The organism is Gordonia westfalica, assembly GCF_900105725.1.
Taxonomy (GTDB): Bacteria; Actinomycetota; Actinomycetes; order Mycobacteriales; family Mycobacteriaceae; genus Gordonia; species Gordonia westfalica.
On sequence record NZ_FNLM01000036.1, the window covers coordinates 386,665 to 409,056 of the forward strand.

17 protein-coding genes are annotated in these 22,392 nt (G+C 67.7%); 6 read left to right on the forward strand and 11 right to left on the reverse strand.

Going from position 1 to position 22,392, the window contains the following annotated elements:
- The first annotated feature begins 92 nt into the window (after positions 1-92).
- The 3 genes from BLU62_RS28145 to BLU62_RS28155 are packed head-to-tail and all read left to right on the forward strand — an operon-like array spanning position 93 to position 2,791.
- On the forward strand, positions 93-1,592 hold the full coding sequence (locus BLU62_RS28145; protein ID WP_084811961.1) for an MFS transporter: 1,500 nt from the start codon (positions 93-95) through the stop codon (positions 1,590-1,592).
- Entirely contained in the window at positions 1,589-2,272 is a 684-nt protein-coding gene (locus BLU62_RS28150) for an isochorismatase family protein (RefSeq protein WP_074853744.1), read from the forward strand. Before BLU62_RS28145 ends, BLU62_RS28150 begins: the two co-directional genes overlap by 4 nt.
- 21 nt (positions 2,273-2,293) lie before the next feature.
- Positions 2,294-2,791 carry an NADPH-dependent FMN reductase gene (locus tag BLU62_RS28155; RefSeq protein ID WP_074853746.1) on the forward strand — a complete coding sequence of 166 codons (498 nt, stop codon included), beginning with the start codon at positions 2,294-2,296 and terminating at the stop codon, positions 2,789-2,791.
- Here BLU62_RS28155 and BLU62_RS28160 read toward each other — a convergent pair whose 3' ends face one another.
- The 7 genes from BLU62_RS28160 to BLU62_RS28190 all read right to left on the reverse strand — a co-directional run bounded on the left by BLU62_RS28160 (position 2,792) and on the right by BLU62_RS28190 (position 12,088).
- Positions 2,792-3,523: a mycothiol-dependent nitroreductase Rv2466c family protein gene (locus BLU62_RS28160; RefSeq protein WP_074853749.1), complete on the reverse strand. Its 732-nt coding sequence runs from the start codon at positions 3,521-3,523 to the stop codon at positions 2,792-2,794.
- Between the two features lie 80 nt (positions 3,524-3,603).
- Positions 3,604-5,844 carry an NADP-dependent isocitrate dehydrogenase gene (locus BLU62_RS28165; protein WP_074853751.1) on the reverse strand — a complete coding sequence of 747 codons (2,241 nt, stop codon included), beginning with the start codon at positions 5,842-5,844 and terminating at the stop codon, positions 3,604-3,606.
- 220 nt (positions 5,845-6,064) lie between these two features.
- Positions 6,065-7,729, reverse strand: coding sequence for a SulP family inorganic anion transporter (locus BLU62_RS28170; protein ID WP_074853753.1), 1,665 nt, complete (start codon positions 7,727-7,729; stop codon positions 6,065-6,067).
- Positions 7,726-8,091 carry an ArsR/SmtB family transcription factor gene (locus tag BLU62_RS28175; protein ID WP_074853755.1) on the reverse strand — a complete coding sequence of 122 codons (366 nt, stop codon included), beginning with the start codon at positions 8,089-8,091 and terminating at the stop codon, positions 7,726-7,728. Before BLU62_RS28175 ends, BLU62_RS28170 begins: the two co-directional genes overlap by 4 nt.
- Before the next feature lie 143 nt (positions 8,092-8,234).
- The gene (gene katG, locus BLU62_RS28180; protein ID WP_074853757.1) at positions 8,235-10,457 is read right to left on the reverse strand and encodes a catalase/peroxidase HPI; all 2,223 of its coding nucleotides are present in this window, start codon (positions 10,455-10,457) and stop codon (positions 8,235-8,237) included.
- Between the two features lie 49 nt (positions 10,458-10,506).
- On the reverse strand, positions 10,507-10,938 hold the full coding sequence (locus BLU62_RS28185) for a Fur family transcriptional regulator (RefSeq protein ID WP_208863709.1): 432 nt from the start codon (positions 10,936-10,938) through the stop codon (positions 10,507-10,509).
- 88 nt (positions 10,939-11,026) lie between these two features.
- A complete protein-coding gene (locus tag BLU62_RS28190; protein WP_074853761.1) occupies positions 11,027-12,088 on the reverse strand; it encodes an MBL fold metallo-hydrolase in 1,062 nt (353 codons plus the stop codon).
- A gap of 69 nt (positions 12,089-12,157) precedes the next feature.
- Here BLU62_RS28190 and BLU62_RS28195 point away from each other — a divergent pair, with 69 nt between their 5' ends.
- Entirely contained in the window at positions 12,158-12,901 is a 744-nt protein-coding gene (locus BLU62_RS28195) for an alpha/beta fold hydrolase (RefSeq protein WP_074853763.1), read from the forward strand.
- Positions 12,902-12,919: 18 nt separating this feature from the next.
- Here BLU62_RS28195 and BLU62_RS28200 read toward each other — a convergent pair whose 3' ends face one another.
- The 4 genes from BLU62_RS28200 to BLU62_RS28215 form a co-directional block, all read right to left on the reverse strand.
- Positions 12,920-13,390, reverse strand: coding sequence for a cupin domain-containing protein (locus BLU62_RS28200; protein WP_074853766.1), 471 nt, complete (start codon positions 13,388-13,390; stop codon positions 12,920-12,922).
- 72 nt (positions 13,391-13,462) lie between these two features.
- Positions 13,463-14,296 (reverse strand): oxygenase MpaB family protein, encoded by an 834-nt coding sequence (locus tag BLU62_RS28205; RefSeq protein ID WP_425284622.1) that lies wholly within the window; start codon positions 14,294-14,296, stop codon positions 13,463-13,465.
- 195 nt (positions 14,297-14,491) lie between these two features.
- Positions 14,492-15,508: a hypothetical protein gene (locus BLU62_RS28210; protein ID WP_074853770.1), complete on the reverse strand. Its 1,017-nt coding sequence runs from the start codon at positions 15,506-15,508 to the stop codon at positions 14,492-14,494.
- Positions 15,509-15,782: 274 nt separating this feature from the next.
- Entirely contained in the window at positions 15,783-16,628 is an 846-nt protein-coding gene (locus BLU62_RS28215; protein ID WP_074853772.1) for a 3-hydroxybutyryl-CoA dehydrogenase, read from the reverse strand.
- Positions 16,629-16,843: 215 nt separating this feature from the next.
- Between BLU62_RS28215 and BLU62_RS28220 the strand changes: the two genes are divergently transcribed.
- Positions 16,844-17,932, forward strand: a complete 1,089-nt coding sequence (locus BLU62_RS28220; RefSeq protein WP_074853774.1) for an alpha/beta hydrolase — start codon at positions 16,844-16,846, stop codon at positions 17,930-17,932.
- 175 nt (positions 17,933-18,107) lie between these two features.
- Positions 18,108-22,391: a non-ribosomal peptide synthetase gene (locus BLU62_RS28225; RefSeq protein ID WP_074854296.1), complete on the forward strand. Its 4,284-nt coding sequence runs from the start codon at positions 18,108-18,110 to the stop codon at positions 22,389-22,391.
- The last annotated feature ends 1 nt before the right edge of the window (position 22,392 follow it).

Sequence of the window (22,392 nt, forward strand, 5' to 3'; positions counted from 1 at the left end):
ATCGCGCGAGGCCGTGCGCCCGCCGCGATCGACTACATCAGAGCGCTGAGCCAACGGGCGCCTGCGCTCACCGACCATCACCGGCGTCGTCCATGAGTGAGGTGTCCACGTGCGGTGCGATGCTGCACCCACACCCGTGGCGGGTGTTCGCCGCCACGAGCATCGGTGTGATCGCGGTCTTCGTCGCGATGAGCGGGCTGACGGTCGCCCTGCCGACGCTCAGTCGCGAACTCGACGCGACGCCCACCCAGACGACGTGGATCCTGTTGGGCTACATGGTGGTCACCACCGCGCTGATCCTGGTGTTCGGCAGACTCGCCGACATCGTCGGACGCCGGCCGCTCTATCTGTCGGGCCTGATCGTGTTCACGCTCGCCTCCGCGTTGTGCATCGTGAGCCAGTCCGCCGAATTCCTCATCGTGGCGAGGATTCTGCAAGGTGTCGGAGCGGCGGCGGTGGTCACCAACAACACGGCGCTGCTGACCGACACCTTTCCGCCCCATCTGCTCAGCCAGGCGCTCGGCTGGAACGCGACGGTCGCCGCGCTCGGACAGATCATCGGACCCGTCGTCGGCGGTGCGGCGACCGCGCTGATCGGGTGGCGAGGACTGTTCGTCGCGGTGCTCGGGATCGCGCTGATCGCCACCGTGTCGTCGTTGCTCGTGATCCCGCGCAGCGTGGGCCGCATCCGCTCCCGCGAACCGTTCGACCTCGGCGGTGCGTTACTGGCGACCACACTGCTGACGGTCGTCGTGCTGGCCCTGACCCCGGGTCCGGGTTCAGCCGCCTGGCTGCCCTGGTCGTACGCGGCGGTCGGCGTCATCGTCGCCGTGGTGCTGGTGGTCGTCCAACGCCGGCGTGCCCACCCGCTCATCGACCTGACGCTGTTCGCCGACCGTGGCATCTCGCTGGTGCTCCTCGCCGGTCTGCTCACCGCGACGGCGACCTACGCGGTGGCCCTGATCATCTCGCTGTATGTGCAGGCCGTGGACGGGACATCCCCGTTCGTCGCCGGTCTGCTCGTCACGCCGGTCGCGGCCGGTACCGTCATCGCGGCGTCGGCCGCGGGGTGGCTGGTCACCAGAATCGCGCCTCGAACCCTTGCCGCGTCGGGAATGGTGCTGAACACCGCCGGCGTCCTGGGGGTGGCCCTCGTGCTGTCGGCCGACGGTTCGCTGCCGGTGACCGCACTGTTCCTGTTCCTGATCGGCACCGGCATCGGGTTGTTCATGACGCCGAGCACGAGCGTGCTGATGCTGACCGTGCCGGCGCAGCGGCGCGGCATCGCGAACGGGATGCGCTCGACGCTGCAGAACGTCGGAAATCTGCTCAGCACCGCGATAGTCGTCGCGATCGTCCCGATCGGGCTCGGTGCGGCTGCACAACAGGCGGCGTACGGCGGGTCCCCGGCCGCCTTCGACGCCGCCGAATTCAACCGGTTCGTGGACAACCTCCAACTCGCCGGCGTCGTGCTCGGAGCGCTGTCCGCGGTGGGGATCGTTGTGTGTCTATGCTTTCCGCGACATCAGATGCCCAGGACCCAGGATACGGCGCCCGTCCCCGAATACGCCACGACGAAGGAGTCAGCATGAGCGAAACCTCAGCGCCCGCATCGCCACGACTCGGACGGGCCGAGCAGGCAACCGATTACGCGCAGGCCGGTTTCGGGCAGGAACTGTTGCCGGGGGAGCGTCCCGCGCTGGTGCTCGTCGACCCGGCCCGCGCCTACATCGACCCCGACTGCGCGCTCTATGCGGGAGTGGAGGAGAACGTCGAGGCGATGCGGGCCCTGCTGGCGTCGGCCCGGGCGGCCGGCATCCCGGTGATCGTCACCGAGGTGCGACTACGGCGCGACGGTGCCGACGCCGGGATCTTCTTCCGAAAGGCGGGGACCCTCAAGGCATTCTGTGAGGGCAGTCCGTTCGGCGAGTTCATCGACGGTCTCGCGCCGCTGCCCGACGAGCTGCTGGTGACCAAGAAGTACGCGAGCGCCTTCTTCGGTACGAGCCTGAACTCCTACCTGACCTCGCTGCGGATCGACACCGTGTTCCTGGCCGGTCTCTCGACCAGCGGGTGCGTCCGGGCCACCGCACTCGATACCATGCAGCACGGCTTCATCCCGATCGTCGTCGAAGAGGCTGTGGGAGATCGTGATCCGGCGATTCACCATGCCAATCTCTTCGACATGCAACAGAAGATGGCCGAGGTCTGGTCGCTGGCGCGCACCCAGGAGTTCCTCGGCCGGCTGACCGCACCGTCGACCGACGGCTGAACATCCACGAGAGGCACCGCCATGACCACCACCGTCGTCGCAGGTAATCCCAAACCCGGTTCCCGCACGCTCGACGCCGCCAATCGGCTCGCCGAGTCGCTGACCGGGTCCGCACCCGACCACGTCGTCGACGTCATCGAACTCGGCCCGGGTCTCCTCGGCTGGGGCGACGAGAAGGTGAAGGCGGCCGTCGAAACCGTCGCGTCCTCGGACCTGGTCGCCTTCGCGAGCCCGACGTTCAAGGCGACCTACACCGGTGTCCTGAAGCTGTTCCTCGACCAGTTCGCCACCGGCGACGGTCTGCGCGGCGTCACCGCGGTGCCGCTGATGCTGGGTGCGGGTCCGGCGCACGCCATGGCGCCCGACCTGCTGCTGAAGCCGGTGCTCGTCGAACTCGGCGCCGTGTGCCCGGTGCCCGGTCTGTACCTGATCGACTCGACCTACACGGAGGACACCCGGCTCGCCGACTACACCGAGCGGTGGGCGTCGGCGCTGCAGGTGCAGGCCTCCGAGGCCTGATCAGCCCTTCTGGGTCCGGCGGCTGCCGGCGTGCCAGTCCTCCTGCTCGGGCGCCTCGTCGTCGGTCACTCCGAACGCCCGCAGTTGCGGCTTCTCCCGGAGACTCCGCTTGAGTTCGGCGAATCCCGGGAAGCTCGCCAGCCCGATCACGTGGTCCCACAACGTGACTGCGTCCTCGTCGCTCGGCAGGCGGCTGATGACCGGCCCGAAGAAGGCGACGCCCTCCGGCGGCCGGAAGTGGATGATCGGTGTGCCGACGTCACGGCCGGTCAGTGCGAGCGCCTCCTCGGTCTCGGCTCGGATCTCCGCGTCGAAGTCGGTGTTCTCCAGTGCGTCGAGGTGGTGGGCGGGTAGTCCGAGGTCGTCCAGAACCGGCGTGAGGAACCCGACCGTACCTCGATGGTCGGTGTTGTCGACCGTGTACGTGCCGGTGTGTTCCTCGAAGAACTGCGTGCCCAGGGCGGTGTAGAACGGGCCGATGGGGGCTCGGCCGTGTTCACGACGGATACTCGCGGCGACGCGGAGCAGTCGGAGTCCGGCCGTGTGTCCGGCCTCGTACTCGGGCGGGAAGTGTTTGTCGTAGTCGATGTGCGCGTTCAGCAGTCGCAGCGAGATGAACCGCCAGTCGACGGTGTAGTCGCGCTGTGCCTGGACTTTCCGGACCCATTTGCTCGTCATCCAGGCGAACGGACAGACGGGATCGAAGTAGAAGTTGATGTCGGCGTCGGTCATGCTTCGACGGTAGCGTCCGAAACGACGAAACGCCCCGGGTGATCAGATCACCCGGGGCGCTTTCGAATCGTGCGTCGACGTCAGAGTTCGACAGAAGCGAGAGCCTCGTTGAAGGTCTTGCTCGGGCGCATGACCGCGGCGGTCTTGTCCCAGTCGGGGTAGTAGTAACCGCCGATGTCGACCTGCTGACCCTGAGCGGAGTTCAGCTCTTCGACGATCGTCTCCTCGTTGGCGGCGAGGGTCTCGGCCAGCGGCGCGAACAGCTTGGCGAGGTCGGCGTCCTCGGTCTGGCCGGCCAGCTCCTGGGCCCAGTACAGGGCCAGATAGAACTGGCTGCCGCGGTTGTCGAGCTCGCCGGTCTTGCGCGACGGGCCCTTGTCGTTCTCGAGCAGCTTGCCGGTAGCGGCGTCGAGCGCCTTCGCCAGGATCACCGCACGCTTGTCGTCGAACTTCTTGCCGAGGTCCTCGAGGCTGACCGCGAGGGCGAGGAACTCACCCAGCGAGTCCCAGCGGAGGTGGTTCTCCTCGATGAGCTGCTTGACGTGCTTGGGTGCCGAACCGCCGGCGCCGGTCTCGTACAGGCCGCCGCCGGCCATGAGCGGCACGATCGACAGCATCTTGGCGCTGGTTCCGAGCTCCAGGATCGGGAAGAGGTCGGTGAGGTAGTCGCGCAGGATGTTGCCGGTCGCGGAGATGGTGTCGAGGCCGCGGACGACGCGTTCGAGGGTGTACCGCATGGCGCGGACCTGCGACATGATCTGGATGTCGAGACCCTCGGTGTCGTGCTCCGGAAGGTACTTGTGGACCTTCTTGATCAGCTCGTTCTCGTGCGGGCGGTACGGGTCGAGCCAGAACAGCACCGGCATACCCGAGTCACGGCAACGGTTGACGGCCAGCTTGATCCAGTCCTGGATCGGGGCGTCCTTGACGATGCACAGACGCCAGATGTCGCCTTCTTCGACGGTCTGGGTCAGCAGGACCTCACCGGTCTCGATGTCGGTGATGTTGGCGGTGCCGCCGACGGGGACCTCGAAGGTCTTGTCGTGCGAGCCGTACTCCTCGGCCTTCTGCGCCATCAGGCCGACGTTGGGCACGGTGCCCATCGTCGTCGGGTCGAACTGCCCGTTGGTCTTACAGAAGTTGATCATCTCCTGGTAGATGCGGGAGAAGGTCGACTCCGGGTTGACGGCCTTGGTGTCCTTGAGGCGTCCGTCGGCGCCGTACATCTTGCCGCCGGCGCGGATCATCGCGGGCATCGAGGCGTCGACGATGACGTCGCTGGGGGAGTGGAAGTTCGAGATGCCGCGGGCCGAGTCGACCATGGCCAGCTCGGGACGGTGCTCGTGGCACTTGTGCAGGTCGTCGATGATCTCCTCGCGCTGGGCGCTCGGGAGCGACTCGATCTTGCTGTACAGATCCGACAGGCCGTTGTTCACGTTGACGCCGAGCTCGTCGAACAGGTCGCCGTGCTTCTCGAAGGCCTCGCGGTAGAAGACCTTCACGGCGTGGCCGAAGACGATCGGGTGCGAGACGCGCATCATCGTTGCCTTGACGTGGAGCGAGAACATGACGCCGGTCTTGTAGGCGTCCTCGATCTGCTCTTCGTAGAACTTGATGAGCGCCTTCTTGCTCATGAACATGCTGTCGATGACATCGCCGTCGGTGAGCGAGACCTCGGGCTTGAGGATCAGGGTCTCGCTGCCGTCGTCGGGGATGAGTTCCATCTTGACCTTGCGGTCGCCGTCGACGGTCATCGACTTCTCACCGTGGTAGAAGTCGCCCTCGCGCATGTGCGCGACGTGGGTGCGCGACGCCATCGACCACTCGCCCATGCTGTGCGGGTGCTTGCGCGCGTACTCCTTGACGGCCTTCGGGGCGCGGCGGTCGGAGTTGCCCTCGCGCAGGACCGGGTTGACAGCGCTGCCAAGGCACTTGGTGTACCGGTCGCGGATCGCCTGCTCTTCCTCGTTCTTCGGGGTGCCGGGGAACTCGGGAAGGTCGTAGCCCTTCTCGCGGAGTTCCTTGATCGCGGCGAGCAGCTGCGGGACCGAGGCGCTGATGTTGGGGAGCTTGATGATGTTGGTGTCGGGGTCCTGGGTGAGCTTGCCCAGTTCGCCGAGGTTGTCGGTGACCTTCTGGTCGTCGGGGAGGAGATCGGAGAATTCGGCGAGGATGCGCGCTGCGACCGAGATGTCGCTGGTGTCGACTTCGATGCCGGCCGCCCCGGCGAAGGTGCGCACCACCGGCAAAAACGCGTGGGTGGCAAGCATCGGAGCTTCGTCGGTCAACGTGTAGATGATGGTCGGCTTTTGGGTGCTCATGCCTAATGTTCTCGATTCTGTCTGTATTAACCGGTGTCGCCGGCGACCTTGTGAGTCAGGCTTCACCGATACCACGCTTGCGGTGTGCTCGTGTGACAACTACTCCCCGATTCTGCCCCCTGTGATCAGCCTCGCGTTCAGGGGCCTCGGGTCTTGTGGTTTGATGCCGCCCGAGCCGGGGCGCCGCGGTGCATTGGTGACCCGCGTCGGTGCAGGTAGTTCATATTGTCTCGCGTTCGACGTGACTCCGCGCGTGGGCGATGGCCTCGTCGAGGGTGTCGACGAGATGATTGTCGTGGCGCAGCTCCTCGAAGACCCCGACCCCTTCGAGGAGGTCGAGGTGTTCGGGCTGCACGCCCTTGATGATGACGGTGATCCCGCGCTTCTCGAGTTCGGTGACGATCTCGGCCATCGAGTGGGCGCCCGTCGCGTCGAGCATGCCGAGGCGGGACATCCGGATGATGACGACCGAAACCGACTCGTTGCGGTCGGCACCCTCGGCGATGGTCGTCGAGATCCTCTCGGCGGCGCCGAAGAACATCGCGCCGTCGAGCCGGAGCAACGCGATCCGCTCGTCGCCGGGTCGAGGTTCGCCGGGCAGGGGCTCGCGGGTCACGCTCGCCCGCTGCGCCACCTGGCGGAGGGCGAAGAACGCGGCCACGACGATGCCGATCTGGACGGCCTCGATGAGGTCGAGGGTGACGGTGATGATCGCGGTGACGACGAAGATCAGGGCGTCCGAGCGGGTCGACCGCAGGATCGCGCGGACGGTACCGACCGACACCATGCGGAACGAGGTCACCATGAGCACCCCGGCGAGCGCGGCGAGGGGGATCGTCGAGACCGGCCCGGTCGCCAGATAGACGACGGCGAGGAGCAGCAGTGAATGCACGATCGCGGCCACTCGGGTCCGTGCGCCGGACCGCACGTTGACCGCGGTGCGGGCGATGGCTCCGGTGGCCGGCATGCCGCCGAACATCCCCGACGCGATCGAGGCCAGACCCTGACCGGAGAGTTCGCGGTCGGGGTCGTAGGGGCCCGTGGGAGACATGGTGGCCGCGACCCGTGCCGACAGCAGCGACTCGATCGCGGCGAGTGCTGCGATGGCGACCGCGGCGCCGAGGATCGTCTGCAGCATGGCCGGGTCGACGTGCGGGATCGACGGCGCGGGCAGCGACGACGGCAGCTCGCCGATGCTGGCGACGTCGAAGACATCGGTGAAGTGGACGACCAGCGTGACGACGATGACGGCGGTGAGGGACTCGGGGATACCGCGGTGGAGGCGCGGCAGCACGATCATGATCGCGGCGACCATCGCGACGACGGCCAGCGCGGGCCAGGCGGCCGACCAGTCGGCGTGGACGACGACGTCGACGGCCGCGTTGAGGGTGCGTTCGCCGGACGGGGCGACGGTGCCGAATGCGGCCGGAACCTGCTGCAGGAAGATGATGGCGGCGATGCCGAGGGTGAACCCCTCGATGACCGGCCAGGGGATGAAGGTGACGGCGCGGCCGAGACCGAGGATGCCGGCGATCAGCACCAGGACGCCGGCCAGGATGGTGACGATCGCGATGCTGCCCAGTCCGTGTTCGGCGACGATCGGCGCGAGAATGACGGCCATCGCGCCGGTGGGGCCGGAGACCTGCACGTGTGAGCCGCCGAAGATCGCGGCGACGAGCCCGGCGACGACGGCGGTGATCAGGCCGGCGGCGGCGCCGACGCCCGAACTGATGCCGAAGGCCAGGGCCAGCGGGAGGGCCACGACACCGACAGTGATGCCCGCGACGACGTCGGCGCGCCAGCTGCGTCGAAGTCCCGCGTAGTCGCTGCGGCGGGGGATGAATCCGGCGACCCGGGAGAGGGTGGCGGTGATCGCGGCACTCACTTGCGGGTCACCGGTGGGAGCGAGGAGATGGCGTCGAACTGGTCACGCTGCGCGTCCAGGGTGTCGACCAGGAAGGTGCGGGCGATGACGAGGAGGTCGGAGATCTTCGGGTGGGCGAGCTCGTAGAAGACGGCGTTGCCGACGCGGTTGGCGGTGACCACCCGGTGGCGTTTCAGGACGCCCAGGTGTTGCGACAGCAGCGTCGGCTCGAGGTCGGTGGCCGCCAGGAGTTCGCTGACCGGTGTCGGCTCACCGTTGGCGCTGAGCACCTCGAGAACGCGGATGCGCGCGGGGTGGGCAAGGGCCTTGAAGAGGTTGGCCTTGATCTCGTAGAGCGGTTGGTCGGGGCCGGTATCGGGCACGGGTCACTCCGGGACGGTCTGATCAGCGACATGACGGATTGATGGATTGAGAATTTACTCAATCCATACTATAACCGGTCCCGGACACGGAAGCACCCCGCGGCCCTGGTCCGCGGGGTGCCCCCGATCGATCCGGCCCTGGATCAGCTCAGATCGAAACGATCGTTGTCCGACACCTTCGCCCACGCCTTGGCGAAATCGTTGACGAACCGCTCGGCGGAGTCGTCCTGAGCGTAGACCTCGGAGAGCGCGCGGAGCTGCGAATGCGAACCGAACACCAGATCGGCGGTCGTCGCCGTCCACTTGGTCTCACCGGTGGCGCGGTTGACGACCTCGTAGACGTTCTCGTCGGAACCCGACTTCCATTCGTAGTCCATCGAGACCACGTTGCGGAAGAAGTCGGTCGACAGGACGCCGGGGCGGTCGGTGAACACGCCGTGCTTCGATCCGCCGTAGTTGACGTCGAGGACACGGAGGCCACCGACGAGTGCCGTCAGCTCGGGTGCGGTCAGATCGAGCATGTAGGCGCGCTCGAGGAGCAGCTCCTCCAGCGGTGCCTTCTCGCCGCCACGGCTGTAGTTGCGGAAGCCGTCCGCGCGCGGTTCGAGCACCTTGAACGAGTCGACGTCGGTGGCGTCCTGCGTGGCGTCGGTACGTCCCGGCGTGAACGGCACCGTGACCGGGAATCCCGCTGCCTCCGCGGCCTTTTCGACAGCGGCTGCACCGCCGAGGACGATGAGGTCGGCGAGGGACACCTTCTTGCCGCCGGAGGCGGAGTCGTTGAAGTCCTTCTGGACCTGCTCGTACACCGGCAGCGCCTTGGCGAGTTCGCCCGGCTCGTTGATCTCCCAGTTCTTCTGCGGTTCGAGGCGGATGCGCGCGCCGTTGGCCCCGCCGCGCTTGTCGGTACTGCGGAAGCTGGCGGCCGACGCCCACGCGGTCTTGATCAACTGCGTCGGCGAAAGTGCCTCGAGCAGCTTGCTCTTCAGCGACGAGACGTCGGCGTCGTCGATCAGTTCGTGGTCGACGGCGGGCACCGGGTCCTGCCAGATCTGCGGCTCGGCGACCCAGGGGCCGAGGTAACGGCTGACCGGACCGAGGTCACGGTGGAGCAGCTTGTACCAGGCCTTGGCGAAGGCCACCTCCAGCTCCTCGGGGTGGTCGAGCCAGCGGCGGGTGATGTCGGCGTAGATCGGGGACTCGCGCATCGAGACGTCGGTGACGAGCATCGTGGGTGCGCGTCCCGGGCCGCCGAAGGGATCAGGGATGGTGCCTGCCCCCGCGCCGTCCTTGGCGACGTACTGCCACGCACCGGCCGGGCTCTTCTGCAGCTCCCACTCGTAGCGATAGAGGATCTCCAGGAAGCTGTTGTCCCACTGGGTCGGCGTGTTGGTCCAGACGACCTCGAGGCCGGAGGTGATGGCGTCCTCGGCCTTGCCGCTGCCGTAGCTGGACTTCCAGCCCAGACCCTGCTGCTCGATCGGTGCACCCTCGGGCTCGGGGCCGACGAGGCTCGCGTCCCCGGCGCCGTGGGTCTTGCCGAAGGTGTGGCCGCCGATGATGAGAGCCGCGGTCTCCTCGTCGTTCATGGCCATCCGGGCAAAGGTCTCCTGGATGTCGTAGGCCGCGGCGATCGGATCCGGCTTGCCCTCGGGGCCTTCGGGATTGACGTAGATCAGGCCCATCGTGGTGGCGCCCAGCGGCTTGGCGAGTTCGCGTTCACCGGAGTAGCGCTTGTCGGTGCCGAGCCACTGGTCCTCGGGGCCCCAGAACACCTCCTCCGGTTCCCAGATGTCCTCGCGGCCGAAGCCGAAGCCAAACGTCTTGAAGCCCATGGATTCCAGGGCGACATTGCCGGCGAAGACCAGCAGGTCCGCCCACGAGAGCTTGTTTCCGTACTTCTGCTTGATCGGCCACAGCAGGCGTCGGGCCTTGTCGAGGTTGGCGTTGTCCGGCCAGCTGTTGAGCGGGGCGAAGCGCTGCGCACCCTGTCCGCCGCCGCCGCGGCCGTCGTAGATGCGGTAGGTGCCGGCCGCGTGCCAGCTCATGCGGATGAACAGGCCGCCGTAGTGGCCGTAGTCCGCCGGCCACCAATCCTGCGACTGCGTCATCAGCGAGACGAGGTCCGCCTTGAGCGCCTCGACGTCGAGCTTCGCGAATTCCTTCTTGTAGTCGAAGTCCGGGCCGAGCGGGTTGGACAGCGAGGAATGCGCGTGCAGCTTCTGCAGGTCGATCTGCTCCGGCCACCAGTCCTTGTTGGTCAGGGGCGCATGCGCTTTCGGCTCCGGCGACGGAATCGCCGGATTCTCGCTCTCGCTCGTGCTGCGAGTCTCGGCGGGGTTGGGTGGGCGGCTGTCGGAGGTCACGACATTCCTTTCGATGATGAAACCGGTTGGGCTGCGATCACGGATGTGATCAGGTCGGGGCTGTACTGATGCAGTCCGGGCAGAGTCCCCAGTAGATGATCTCGGCCTCGTCGAGGACGTAACCGTGGTCGTGGGAGGCGGTGAGGCACGGTGCCTCACCGATTGCGCAGTCGACGTCCTCGACGGTTCCGCAAGACCTGCAGACAACGTGGTGATGGTTGTCGCCGGTGCGGAACTCGTAGAGCGACAACGAACCCGACGGCTGAATCCGCCGGATCAGGCCGGTGTCGGTCAGTGCTCGCAGTACGTCGTAGACGGCCTGACGGGACACGTTCGGCAGCGTCTGGCGGACGATGCCAAAGATGGTCTCGGTGTCGCTGTGGGGATGTTCGTCAACGGCATGCATGACCGTCACCCGTGGTTGGGTGACGCGGAGGTCTGCGGCCCGGAGCTGCTGGGCATAGTCCGATGTCGATGCCACGTCACCCACCATAGGCACACCGCCTACGTGTTCACGTCGTTTTTCTGGATCTGATCAAAACTTCATGGGAACAGCCGGTTTCCGCGGGTCAGTTCAGAGTGAGTGTGATGCGGTCCGGGCGCAGGTAGTCCTGCGGGTCGCGGAGATAGCGGACCTCGGGTCGCGCGTCGATCGTCGCCAGCGCGTCGAAGAAGGCTCGTTCGCGATTGACGGCGGGGGTCGCGATCACCGGGAACCAGTCGTCGTGATGATTGGGCACAAAGACTTTCGGTCGCAACGCGTCGATGTAACGCAGCGGATCGCCCAGACCGTTGGTGATCTCGTTGAAGCCCTGGATGGAGCCGACGTGCAGGTCGACCGGGCCGAAGGCGCGGAGGCCGGCCACGATCGCCGGTCCGCCGGGATCCTGGCCGACCGGACCGACCGAGTCGTTCCAGACGATCCGCCGGCCGCCGACCTCGAACGCGTAGAGGACCGCGCCGCCCTCCGGGTCGTCGAGATGCCCCGCGAGCCGTCCGAGTTCGTCGGCGTGCGGCGGGTCGGTGAGGAGGCGGTCGCTCGGCGGGATGGGCAGGAGCGGGGGATGCTGGCCGGTGGGTGCCTTCAGGGTCGAATGGATGTTGGTCATCGCGGTGATCGCGATCCCGGGAATCCCGCGGTAGGGCCGGGTGCTGCCGGGGCGTGCGCCGGTGGCGGCCACCACGTCGCAGGCGACGCCGGGCGCGGACCGGCGGAAGAAGGCGCAGTGACCGGCCGAACCGACCAGTCGGGCGCCGGATGCCCGGGCGATGTCGGCGGCATCCGCGGCGTGGTCGAAGTGGCCGTGCCCGATCAGGATGTGCGATGGCTTGACGGCAGCGATCTGTTCACGCGTCGTCGGGACGTGGCGGCTGTACACATTGGGCACCCAAGCATCGGTGAGGAACACCTTGCCCGCCATGGCGGCCGCGAAGCTCGAGACGCCGAACCAGGAGAAGATGACGCGATCGTCGCGCACCGCGCCCGTTGTCTGGTCGACGTTGTGGGCGCCGAACACCGCCGAGCGGGCCGAGACCAGCGCGGTGTCGGCATGAGCCGCACCCGGAGCGGGCAGGGCGACGCCCGCGACGGCCAGGAGCACGGACAGGACCAGGACGACGCCACGGTGCATGAACCGGCAGTCTACGGCCGTCCGGGAATGGTGACAGGAGTTGTCCTGAAAGCTTGGGAGCATCGTGCTGTGACGACGAATGAGAGCAACCCACCCATCATCCTGATCGCCGGGCACTGGCTGGGGGCATGGGCATGGGACGAGGTACTGCAACACCTGACCGCGGACGGTCGGCGAGCCACTCCGATGACGCTTCCCGGCCTCGACGAGCGTGACTCCGCGCGGGCCTCCAGGACGCTCGACGACCAGGCGAAGGCGATCAGGGAGACGCTCATCCGAGCGGGGGCTTCCGATACCGAGCCGGCGGTCGTCGTGGTCCACAGCGGGGCCAACGCGCCGGTGAGTCTGGTGCTCGATCAGCGGCCCGACCTCATACGACGCGTGGTGTGGGTCGACAGCGGACCCGTCGCGTCGGGGAGTGTCTTCGCCCCGGATGCGCCGGAGGATCTGGACGAGTTCCCCCTGCCGCCCTTCGACGTACTGGGAGAGCAGGCGAGCCTCGAGGGGCTGAGCGCCGAGGCGCTCCGGCGATTCCGGACCAGGGCCGTGCCGGAACCCGGGCCCGTGCTCCGGCAGCGGGTGGAGCTCACCAACGATGCGCGGCCGGCCGTCCCGGCCACTCTGGTGTGCTGCTCGATCCCGCAGGTGCGGATAAGGGAACTGGCCGACGCTGGCCACCCGATGTTCGCCGAGGTCTCGCGGCTCGACCGGGCCGACTTCGTCGACCTCCCGACCGGGCACTGGCCCATGTGGAGCCGCCCCGGCGACCTCGCGCACATCATCGTCGAAGCGGCCGCTCGCCCGGCCGGTTGAACACGGCGCATCGGGACTCTACGGCTGCGCGCACGCCGGTGCGTCGGCGTCCTCCGACAGCGGCTTGCCGGGTGGCATCAGGTACAGGACGTCGAGGATCACCGGAACGGTGCCGAGGTTGGTGCCCTCGTGGGTGTTCACCTTGCCCGCGGGTTCTTCGATGATCTCGCCGGCCCGGTAGACGACGGGTTTGCAGTCCGCACCCGGGTGGGTGAGCGTGCCCTGCCGGACGAGGGCGTAGATCTGGGCGTCGTGGTAGTGCCAGCCGGTGGTGCCCTCGGGGGCGATGGTGATCTCGCGGACCTCGACGTGCACGCCCTGCGGGACGAACGGCAGGAGTCCGGCGGGGATGTCGGCCTCGGCAAGGGTGGTCGCCGAGACGCCCGATGAGGGAGTCGCGGTCGCGGTGGCCGGACTCAGCAGCGCTGGTGTGAGGAGTATGGCGGCGGCAAGGGTGCCGACGGCCGTGGTGCGGAAGCGGAGGGTCATCGGGTGACCGTACGTTGCCGCGACGTCGTTGACCTGCGGTTTGGCGGATCTTCGCTGACCGGATCCGTGGACTCAGACGAGCGGACGGCCGAGCCGGCAACGCAGGCGGACGTCGCGCAGCAGGATGTGAAAACCGATCTGCGACAACCAGAGTGGTTTGCGGCGCTCGGCCTCGACCAGTTCGGCGACGTATCCGTCGAACCACTTCTGGTCCTCGTCGGTCCATTCGACGCGCAGTGCCTTGCGGAACGGTTCGGGGAGGTAGCCGATCGTCCGTCGGAGCTTGACCGGACCGTAGCGATCCTGGATCGACCGGGGTGCGTAGCCGAAATTGGCGATGTCGAGGAGGAAGTCCCGGATCTCGTCGCTGATGTCGATGCGGGCGACCTGGGAGTCCCAGTACTCGTCGAAGGCCTCGCGGTTCTCCGGCCACGCCTCGGCGGGCATCTGCAGCGTCGTGCCGCACACCTTGCCCTGCTGGTAGAACTCCTCGCGCTCGGCGCCCTGCAGCGGACCGTGCACGCGCTCGTAGATGTCCTCCCACCCGAAGTACAGGCAGGCGGCGACCCACAGCTGGAGGTCCGGGTTCATCGCGTTGTATTCGACCGGGCTGTCGGAGTCCGACCGCACCTGGGCGTGCTGGCCGTTGACGGCCTGGCGATAGCGTCGTCTGTCATCGGCATTGCCCATCGCGGCGACCGCGAGGTACGACGCGGTGGTGCGGGCCCGCTTCACGGGATGCTTGTCGAGGCGTCCGTTCTCGACCTTGCTCCGAGCGACGCCATAGCCGACGGCCGGGTTGGCGAGCTGCATGATCACGTTGGTCGTGCTCATCGTCTGCCCCATCGACAGCAGGGATCTCGCGAAGAAGCTGCTGTCGATGTTGTCCATCTCGACTCGCGTCATCTTGCGTTTCTGCTGAGACATCGGCCCCCCGGTCGGCTCTGCGCGTGCCACACAATGTGACAACGGCTGTGATCAATTTGTCAGACCGGCGGGTCCGGTGTCAACGGTCTGTCGGGCCGGATCAGGGTGACGGCGCACGACGACGGCCGTCATCCGGGTGGGATGGCGGCCGTCGGTGGTGGCCGGTACTCCAGATCAGCTGTCGGTGCCGACCAGTTCCTTGGCGAGTTCGGCGAATCGGATCTCGATGGCCGAGACGACCCGCTGCCGGTTCTTGTGGGTCTCCTCATAGGCGAGGGTCACGCGCAGGTCGGCCGGCGTCGTCAGTTCCTTGACCGCGGCGACGGCATCGCCGACGTTGAGATCGACGTAGCCGTCGATCGGCAGGTCCTCGGCGTCGACGGTTCCGGTGATCTCACGGAGCTGGTGGAGCGCATCCGCGGCACGCTTCGCACCGTTGTCGCGGGCGCTGTCCTCGACTGCTTCGAGAGCGGCGTCGCGACCGGCGGCCACGGTCTTCGAGACGGCGGTGCCGGCGTGCTCGATCGCGTCACCGGCACGCGAGGCGGCGTCGGCCGCATCGTCGACAGCGCTCGCAAACCGGCTGCGTACCAACGTGATCGGGTCGGGGATCTGCCGAGCGAGGTCGGCGGTCCGGTCGATGGCCCACGACGCGCCGATCGCCGGTGCGGTGAGGGCACGTGCCGCGAGGCCGCCGGCCCACTGGGTCGGGCCCCGGCGTAGCGCCGTCGGTCCGCCGAGCGCTTCCTCGGCCAGAACCGTGGTCAGCCAGTCGACCGTCGCGGTGTGGGCGACGATCAGCCGGTCGGCGAGGTCGACGAGCGCCTTGTCCTCCTGGCCGGTCGCCAGGGCCTTGAGATAGGTCGAGCGGGCGAGTAGCCGCTGCTCGAGGGCGAGGTCGTCGAGCAGTGCCTCGTCGAGTGGCTGGGTCTGTTCGGCGACGGTCTTGGCGAACGCGCCGACACGGCCCAGCGCGGGGCGGATCACGTCGACGAGCCCGCCGCGTTCGCGGAGTGCGGCCTCGATCGCCTCGGCGCGCTTCCGGGCGTTGTCGGCGTTCTGGGAGAGCTCCTTGCGGATCGCGTCGGTCCGGGCCTGGGCCTGACGCGTCTCGGCGATCTGGATCTCGGTGTGGGTCATCGCGAGGATTGCACGAAGTTGCTGATGGACGGTGGTGGTCGAAACGGTCATGGGTCTCGCTCCCTTCTCTGGGGATGGCGTACAACCCGAGTGTTGCCACGACGGTCTGGTGTGTAACCCGCCTCTCGATATCGGCGGTGTTTCAGTGTCCAGAGTTGTTGCACCCCAGATGTTTACAGCCTTAGTGAAGTGGATCACACCGAATGGGGGCCCTTGGGGTGAACTACTCCAAGGCGGCAAAACGCCCTCGATCCGACGCGGATGTGCGTCGTGCCGAGGGCGTTCTGCCCGGGTTATCCCGAAGCGACCGGTTTATTCGAAGCGGTCAGTAGGTGTAGAAACCGCGTCCGGACTTGCGGCCGAGATGACCCGCGTCGACCATGCGGCGCAGCAGGGCCGGCGGCGCGAAATGCGGCTCGGCGAACTCGTCGTACAGGGACTCGGCTGCTGCCAGGGTGATGTCGAGGCCGATGGTGTCGACCAGCGTCAGCGGGCCCATGGGGTAGCCGCAGCCGCCCTTCATCGCGGTGTCGATGTCCTCGGCCGAGGCGTAGCCGGAGTCGTACATCCGGATGGCCTGGCACAGGTAGGGAATGAGCAGGGCGTTGACGATGAAGCCCGAACGGTCGCCGGCGTTGACCGGGTTCTTGCCGAGGACGTCCCTGACGTACGCGCTGACGGCGTCGGCGGTCTCCGGCGCGGTGACCAGCGTCGAGATGATCTCGACCAGCGGCATCACCGGGACCGGGTTGAAGAAGTGGACACCCACGACGCGCTCGGGACGCTTGGTGGCGGTCGCGACCTTGATGATCGGGATCGACGACGTGTTGGTCGCCAGGATCGTGTTCTCGCCGACGGCCTCGTCGAGGCGGGCGAAGATATCGCGCTTGAGCTGCTCGTTCTCGGGTGCGGCCTCGATGACCAGGTCGCGATCGGCGAGGTCGGCGTAGTCGAGGCTGACGCGCAGGCGGCCGAGGGCGGCGTCGGCGTCGTCCTGGCTGAGCTTGTTCTTGCTGACGGCGCGGGCCAGGGACTTCTCGACGCGCCCACGTGCGGCGTCGGCGAACTCCTGCTTGACCTCGATGATGACGACATCGCTGCCGGACTTCGCGCACACCTCCGCGATGCCCGCTCCCATGGTGCCGCCGCCGATGACGCCGATGTTCTGCACAGTAAAACCTCCGAGTCGAGTTACCCGACAAACGGTAGTACGTCGGCTCGGCCCGGCGGAGTCGAGGCCATCGGTGACGGGCTGTCGCCGTCCGCTCCGTGAGCAGGGCGTACTTGGACGGATGACCAATGTGTCCCCGGCCCGGGCTTCGGCGTGGCTACGCTGACGGAGCGTCGAGCTCTTGCTTCGACGCACGTCGACCCGGGAGTGTTCGCATGAATCGCAGGTCACCGGCCGGAATTGCCGGCATCGTCTCGATCTCCGCGGTGGTGGCCCTGGTCGTCGGGCTGCTCGTCGGCGGTGCCGGTTCCGCGGAGGCCCGCACCCTGGACGGGGTCCGGTACGCCCAGGCGAGCCCGGGGACTCCTTATCGTCAGACCTGGACGTCGCCGCGCAATTTCGTGGCCTCGGTGTGGTCTCCCTCGATGCAGACGCAGGTCCCGTTGCTGGTGCAGACGCCGGCGAACGGCAACCAGGCGGCGCCGGTGATGTACATGCTGAACGGATCGTCGGGCGGCGAGGAGGACGACGACTGGACGCACGCCACCGATGCGAACGCCTTCTATGCGAACAAGAACGTCTGGACCGTCACCCCGATCGGCGGCGCCGCCAGCTACTACGCGAACTGGCGGCGCGTGGACCCGGCGGCCAATTTCCGTTACCAGGTGAAGACGTCCCGGCCGTTGCGCTGGGAGACGTTCCTGACCTCGGAACTGCCGTCGACCTTCGAAGGGAGGCACGGCGGATACAGCTTCGGGCGGTCCCGTGCGATCTCCGGTATCTCGATGTCCGGCAACTCGGTGATCCGTCTCGCGGAGAACCACCCCGGTCTCTACCGCGCGGTCGGCGCCTATTCGGGGTGCGCCGAGACCGCGACGCCGGCCGGACAACTCCTGGTGCGGAACGTGGCACTGGTTCCCTACGGGGCCGATGCGTCCAACATGTACGGACTTCCCGGCGATCCGGAATGGGCTGCTCAGGACCCGGTCATCAACGCGTACAAGCTCGCTCGCCGTACCCCTGCGTTGTGGATCAGCGCAGCCACCGGGCTGCCCGGCGGTCACGACAACCCGGGCGACCGCAGCGTCCGCGGCGACATCGGCAAGCTTGCCGCCCAGGTGACCGTCGGCGGCATCGACGAGGCCGTTGCGCGGAACTGCACGGTCACACTGGCGCAGCGACTTGCTGCTCTCCGAATCCCCGCCGTCGTGCGCTACCCGGCGGTCGGGACACATTCGTGGGGTTACTGGCAGGACCAGATGCACGAGTCGTGGCCCATGTTCGCCCGGGCCCTCGGGGCGTGATCCGGCCTTCTCCGCGTCGCCCGGGAAGTCCGCCCACCTTGTCCTTCAGCCGCCTTTCAACTTCGCGGGGCTACGTTCGGAATGTGGACCCGGCTGAGAAGTACCGCCGACGATCGCCTGTCGAGAAAGAACTCGGGGACGACCGGCGATGACGGCGATGCGACGTGCGCTGTGGATGTCCCAGGTGTTGCAACCGGACGTCTCTCATGTCGTCGCATTCGGGCTCACGCTTCGCGGTCCCCTCGACGTTCCGCGCCTCGTCGAAATTACTCGCGCGATACTCGAACACGTCGGGTGGAATGACGTACACATCCCGGCCGGATACTCTCCGGCCGAGTCGAGCCCGTCGGATGGCATTGCCCCCGAACCACTCCGGCGTGCCCATTCGTCGATCGACGCCGTCGTGCCTGTCGATCTCTCCCGATCCGCCGATCCGGACGCGGAAAGTGAGTGCCGCGCCCAGCATTTCATCGATGCCGCGGACGGCGCAGACCTCACGATGCCGTTGTTCCGCAGCGAGTTGCACCGCCTGGCCACCGACCGGCACCGGTGGGTGGTACGTGTCCACCACGTGCTGACCGACGGCGCCGGGGTGTTGCGGGTCATGAGTCATGTCGCTGATGTCTACGGCGGTTTGGTCGCTGCGGCCGATCTGCCCGTGGCGGACCCCGATCGGCTGGCGGACGACGAGAACCGGTACGCGGACTCGCGGCGCCGGGAATCCGATGCGCGACACTGGCAAGACGTTCTCGACGGATATGAACCGTCGCTCCTGTCGGCTTCGTCCGCGCGGATGACGTCGGAGATCACCCGCGTGACACGGCGACTGACCAGCCCCCGAGCCGCGGCGTCGGAGGAACTCGTCGCCGCGTTGGCGGGTCTGTGCGCTCGACTTCTCGACACCCCCGACGTGGGGTTCGCACTCCCGGTCGCGGCGCGCACGTCGGCGGTGCGTCGATGCGCTGTGCAGCCGTTGTCCAACGTCGTGCCACTGGCGCTGAACGGGATCGGCGACCTCCCGGCGGCGGAGGCGGTCCGGTCGGTGGCGTCGGCGGTGATCGACGCGTTGCGACACCAGCTCTACCCGCGGGAGGACATGCTGCGTGATCGCCGGCGAGCCGCGGCCTTCGGCGTGGTGGTCAACCTCTTGCCTGCCTTCTCGCCGCCCGTCGTCGACGGCCTCCACTGGTGCCTCGAGGTGATGCGCACCGGTCCTGTCGCCGATGTCGCGGTCACGATGCACCCCGCCGATCAGTCCGGTCATCGCGCGGTCACCTGGGAGGCTCCGGCCGCGACCTTCGACGTCGAGGCGCTGGACACGCTGGCCGCGCGATACGACACCTACCTGACGGCGTTGACACGCGAGATCGATGACGGGGTGACGATTCCCGACGAGGCCGTCTTCGTGGAAGGGGAGTGGGATCGCTTCCGACGCCGGCGCGGGCCGGCAGCGCCGCCGTTCATCCCGACGGCCAGGATGTTCGCCGAGTACTGCGCGGCCGACCCGTCGGCTGTTGCGCTCGTCGACGGCGAGATCGAGTGGTCGCGCGCGGAACTCGCCGAGCGGGTGCGTCGTGGTGCGGGTCAGCTCGCGGCTGCGGACGTGCGCGCCGGGGACCCGGTGGCGGTGGCCGTCGAGAGGTCGGCCGCGTCGGTGGTGGCGTTCTGGTCCGTGCTGATGGCCGGCGGTGTCTGGGTTCCCCTCGGCGATCCGGCTGCCCCCGAGGCGAGAACTCAAGCGCTCCTTGCCCGTTGCGGAGCGCGAGTCGGACTGTGCGGTCCGGGGGTCACCGTGGAGGGCAGCATTCGATGGTTGGTGATCGATGGCGGAGGAGATTGCGCCGCACCGACTTTCGGCGGCGCCGATCAGTGGCGCCCACCGGGATTCGACTCGGGTCCCGACGACACGGCATACCTTCTGTTCACCTCTGGCTCCACCGGGCATCCGAAGGGTGTGGTCATGCCGCACCGCGGAATCCCCGCCCTCGTCGCCGAGATCCGGGAAACGTATGCGCTGACCTCGCGGTCGCGTCTGCTGCACGTCTCGTCACCGACCTTCGACACCGGCATCGTCGAGATGCTGTCGGCCGTGGTGACCGGGGCAGCGCTGGTCATCGCGCCCGCATCGACCCAGGGTGGCGACCCTCTCGCCGAGCTGATCCGGCGAGAGGGCGTCACCCACCTCATCATGACTCCGTCAGTGCTCGACACCTTGCCGGTCGATCTCGCGGACGGGCTCACCCAGGTGATCGTCGGCGGTGAGGCACTGCCTCGCCGACTCGCGGACATGTGGAGTGCACGTGTCCCCCTGCGTAATGCCTATGGCCCCACCGAGACCCGATGCAGCATCAACATCTCCCGACCGCTGTCGCCGCACGGTGAGATCACCGTGGGTCCGCCGATGGTCGGGGTGACCGAAGCCGTCCTGGATCGGCGCGGCCGGCCTCAGCCGCCCGGCGCGCTCGGCACGTTACATTGTGCGGGAACGCAATTGGCGGACGGCTATCTCGACGACCCGGCGCAGACGGACGAGGCCTTCGTCGATTGCACGATCTCCGACGATCCGGTGATGTACCGGACCGGCGACGTCGCCACCTGGACCGACGCCGGGGACCTGCGGATACTCGGACGCCGAGACGGACAGGTCAAGTTGCGCGGCCTGCGGATCGAGCTCGGCGAGATCGACGCCGCGCTCATCCGCTGCGCCGGAGTCCGCCGCTGTGTGACGACATTCCGTGAACTGCCGTCGGGACGGCCCGGGATCGTGTCCTTCGTGGTTCCCGCCGACATGTCCCGTCCACCCCGCCGAAGTGCGATCCGCCGGGAACTGGCGCGAATGCTGCCGTCGTACATGGTGCCGGCCGTGGTCGTCATCCTCGACGAGATGCCGCGCGCCGCCACCGGGAAGCTGAGCCTTGCTTCTCTGCGGGACCTCCCACTGCCGGTGAACGGTCCGTCGAGGGATGCGGTCGGCCCACACGAAGCGCTGTTGCTCGAAGTGGTCGGCGAAGTCCTGGGCGTCGAATCGGTCGATCCCGTACTGGGTTTCGTGGAGCAGGGCGGCGACTCGCTGGCCGTCGTGCGAGTGGCTCGGAGACTCGCGGAGGCGGGACACCCGGAGATCAAGCCGAACGACGTGTTGACCGCGCCCGACCTCGCATCGCTCGCCGAGCAGATGACGGGGCCGTCGCAGCAGGTGCGCGAAGGGCGAGACGAGCCCGCCGGCGACGACGATGCCGTCGAACGTCCGCTGACACCTGCCGAGCGAACCGTGATGCGCGAACCGGACCACCCGCTCGCGCAGCTGATCTGCGTCGCCTGGGTCCCCGCATCGTGGGCGCGACCCGGCGCGGGGGAGACCTCGGCGCTGATCGGGGCTCTCCTCGAACGGCATCCGGCCCTGCGTTCGGTGTATCCGGACACCCCGACGGGACCGGTTCGGCGGACGTCGGGTGACGTTCCGGTCGACTCGGTCGTGACCCGGATCGACGTTGCCGAAGTGCCCGACCGGGAGCGTCTGCGGGCAGAGGCGAAAGCGATGGCGGCCGACCTCGATGTGCGGGTCGCCCCGCCGCTCGCGGTGCGGCTCCTCGTGGGACCGGACGGTGTCGTCATGGGTGCCGTCGCGGTGTTGCATCACATCGCGGTGGACGGGCGCTCGCTCGGCGTGCTCGCTCAAGACGCCGAGACGCTGATGACGGGCGGAGCCCTGGCAACGGAACACGCATCTTCCGGGCCCACTCATACGAAGACGCCGAATGCAGACGACGAGGGAGAAGACCTCGAGCTGCACAATTTCTGGAAGGAACTGCTTGTACAGCAGAGCGATTCGGCTTTCGGATGGGACGGCGTCGAACCGGCGTCGTGGACGAACGATGTCGCGATCCGTCGTCGGGGGTTGATCGACGCCGACACCTACGGTCGTTTCCGGAGCCGCGCGGCAGCAGAGAACATGACGCCGTTCGAGGCGTTCGGAGACGTGGTGGCCACCGCGCTGGCGAAGATCACCGGACAGTCCCGCGTCCTGGCCGCCACGACGGTGTCCAAGCGTCCGGCGGGCGCCGAGGACGTCGTGGGGAACCACGTGCTCGCCGTCATCACCCCGCTGTCGGCGGGCGACGATCGGGAGACCTCGGTCACGCTGCGACGCAATTGCATTCGTGCGGCAACGACACCGATGGAAGACGTACTCGATCTCGCCGGCCGGACCGTCGACGATGACCGTCTGTTCCCGGTGCCGGTCTTGCTCGGTTGGTCTCCGGTGATCGCACCTCCGTCATCGGGCGGAACCCTCTACGCGTTCCCGCCGCGCCGCACGCGTTGGCTGCTGCAGGTGGAGGGGTGCCCGGCGTCGACCGGCGAACTCGAGATCGGCGTCACCGGTGCGACTCTGGCGCTGGGGGCCGAGCGGACCGAGCAGGTGCTCGCGGAGGTGAGCAGATGCCTTCGTCGATGGTGAG

What these genes read in the sequence shown, in the direction of transcription:
- BLU62_RS28200 (WP_074853766.1), bottom strand. Translation starts at nt 13,390, where the DNA reads ATGACCCTCCGCTTCCGCACCACGGCCGTCGGCACCCTTGCCGCCGCC.
- BLU62_RS28225 (WP_074854296.1), top strand. Translation starts at nt 18,108, where the DNA reads ATGTCCCAGGTGTTGCAACCGGACGTCTCTCATGTCGTCGCATTCGGG.
- BLU62_RS28145 (WP_084811961.1), top strand. Translation starts at nt 93, where the DNA reads ATGAGTGAGGTGTCCACGTGCGGTGCGATGCTGCACCCACACCCGTGG.
- BLU62_RS28160 (WP_074853749.1), bottom strand. Translation starts at nt 3,523, where the DNA reads ATGACCGACGCCGACATCAACTTCTACTTCGATCCCGTCTGTCCGTTC.
- BLU62_RS28205 (WP_425284622.1), bottom strand. Translation starts at nt 14,296, where the DNA reads ATGACGCGAGTCGAGATGGACAACATCGACAGCAGCTTCTTCGCGAGA.
- BLU62_RS28150 (WP_074853744.1), top strand. Translation starts at nt 1,589, where the DNA reads ATGAGCGAAACCTCAGCGCCCGCATCGCCACGACTCGGACGGGCCGAG.
- BLU62_RS28210 (WP_074853770.1), bottom strand. Translation starts at nt 15,508, where the DNA reads ATGACCGTTTCGACCACCACCGTCCATCAGCAACTTCGTGCAATCCTC.
- BLU62_RS28190 (WP_074853761.1), bottom strand. Translation starts at nt 12,088, where the DNA reads ATGCACCGTGGCGTCGTCCTGGTCCTGTCCGTGCTCCTGGCCGTCGCG.
- BLU62_RS28155 (WP_074853746.1), top strand. Translation starts at nt 2,294, where the DNA reads ATGACCACCACCGTCGTCGCAGGTAATCCCAAACCCGGTTCCCGCACG.
- BLU62_RS28165 (WP_074853751.1), bottom strand. Translation starts at nt 5,844, where the DNA reads ATGAGCACCCAAAAGCCGACCATCATCTACACGTTGACCGACGAAGCT.
- BLU62_RS28220 (WP_074853774.1), top strand. Translation starts at nt 16,844, where the DNA reads ATGAATCGCAGGTCACCGGCCGGAATTGCCGGCATCGTCTCGATCTCC.